At 66.0% G+C, this 532-nt stretch carries 1 protein-coding gene; it reads right to left on the bottom strand.

Annotated features, from left to right (window positions below):
- A partial coding sequence (locus EOD07_RS38030) for a hypothetical protein (RefSeq protein WP_164772978.1) occupies positions 1–532 on the bottom strand: 532 nt, incomplete at both ends.

Below are 532 nucleotides of genomic sequence, written 5' to 3'. Positions count from 1 at the left end.
CGCGGCTGCTCCCCGAGATGGTTTTTCCCCCCAGAGCGACCAAAACCGCCAGTCCGACCCCGGCGATCCCGCCGGAGACGGCGACGGATACCGACGCCGCGATGACGTCCGAGGTGATAGAGGAGGTATCCTCCAACGTCAGCGCCACCGAGCCGTCCGCTGTCACCGAGCTCTGCGTGATCAGCGCCTCGGTCGATCCCATGATGGCGTTCGTGGCCTTGGAGAAGGCCAACGCCGCCGAAATCGACGCGGAACTTCCCACCGACACCGCAATCGCCACACCCACCGACACCGCGTCGATGTCCTTGCTGTTTGTCGCGGTGATATCGACCGCGCCGCTCGCGTCGACAACGGAGGTCTCAATGGCCGCCAGGACGTCGCTGGATATGCTATTGGAGGCCAGCGCGACCGCCGCCGACATCGACAGCGTCACCGTGCCCGATCCCACTGCGACCGACGCTGTCACTGCCACCAGCGTGGCGTGAATGATTCCGGCGCTCGTCGCGCTGATGGTCAGCGGCCCGCCAATGGT

Source organism: Mesorhizobium sp. M2C.T.Ca.TU.002.02.1.1, from assembly GCF_003997225.1.
Note: the sequence above shows the minus strand (reverse complement) of the source record. Positions and strands in the feature narration are given on the sequence as shown.